The 572-nt window shown below is 65.0% G+C and carries 1 protein-coding gene; it reads right to left on the bottom strand.

The genetic code is table 11. The features are described 5' to 3' along the window. Positions 1–338 precede the first annotated feature (338 nt). Positions 339–572: hypothetical protein (locus H0I76_RS19545; protein WP_234455448.1), on the bottom strand; the 234-nt coding region annotated here is incomplete at its 5' end.

Below are 572 nucleotides of genomic sequence, written 5' to 3'. Positions count from 1 at the left end.
CCTGAAGGTCGCAGGTTCAAATCCTGCCCCCGCAACCAAATCAACACGCGATGTCAAACGCTTACGCAACGCCCCGCGAGGGGTCGGACGCCCGCCCAATCCCCGTGTCCGAACCGTGTCCGATAAAGGCCCGCCGGAGAGAGGGCGGCTGAGCGAGGATTGTCGGCCTCATCCACCAAGCCGCCGGGCGCGTGGCTGGTGTCGGTACGACCGTCGTCCACATCGCGCACGAACCGTTCGGGACCAGGGAAACGGGCCGGGTGCTTCGGCAAAAGCCTCACCCCAGCCGGGAAGGCTGAACGGCCGCGACTGCATCGCGCCTGCGAGGGCAAGCTGCCCTACGCTGCTTCGATGGAACCGCCAAGATTGCCTCGGGTCAGCCGCGACGCAATATCATCGGAAGCGCCCGTGAGTGCCGTGCCGCGTCCGGTTCTCAAGAGATTTTTGCGGCGCTCGCGCCCAGCCAAGATTAATCCGAGCATGGAGCGAGGACGCGCCGGATCATGCGGCTGTTTTCCTTCGAGCAATAGCGTCGCTTCCGTCGGGTCCGCCGCAAAGGTTCGAGACCAGCC

The sequence above is a fragment of the Thermohalobaculum xanthum genome, from assembly GCF_016623495.1.
Taxonomy (GTDB): domain Bacteria; phylum Pseudomonadota; class Alphaproteobacteria; order Rhodobacterales; family Rhodobacteraceae; genus Thermohalobaculum; species Thermohalobaculum xanthum.
Note: the sequence above shows the minus strand (reverse complement) of the source record. Positions and strands in the feature narration are given on the sequence as shown.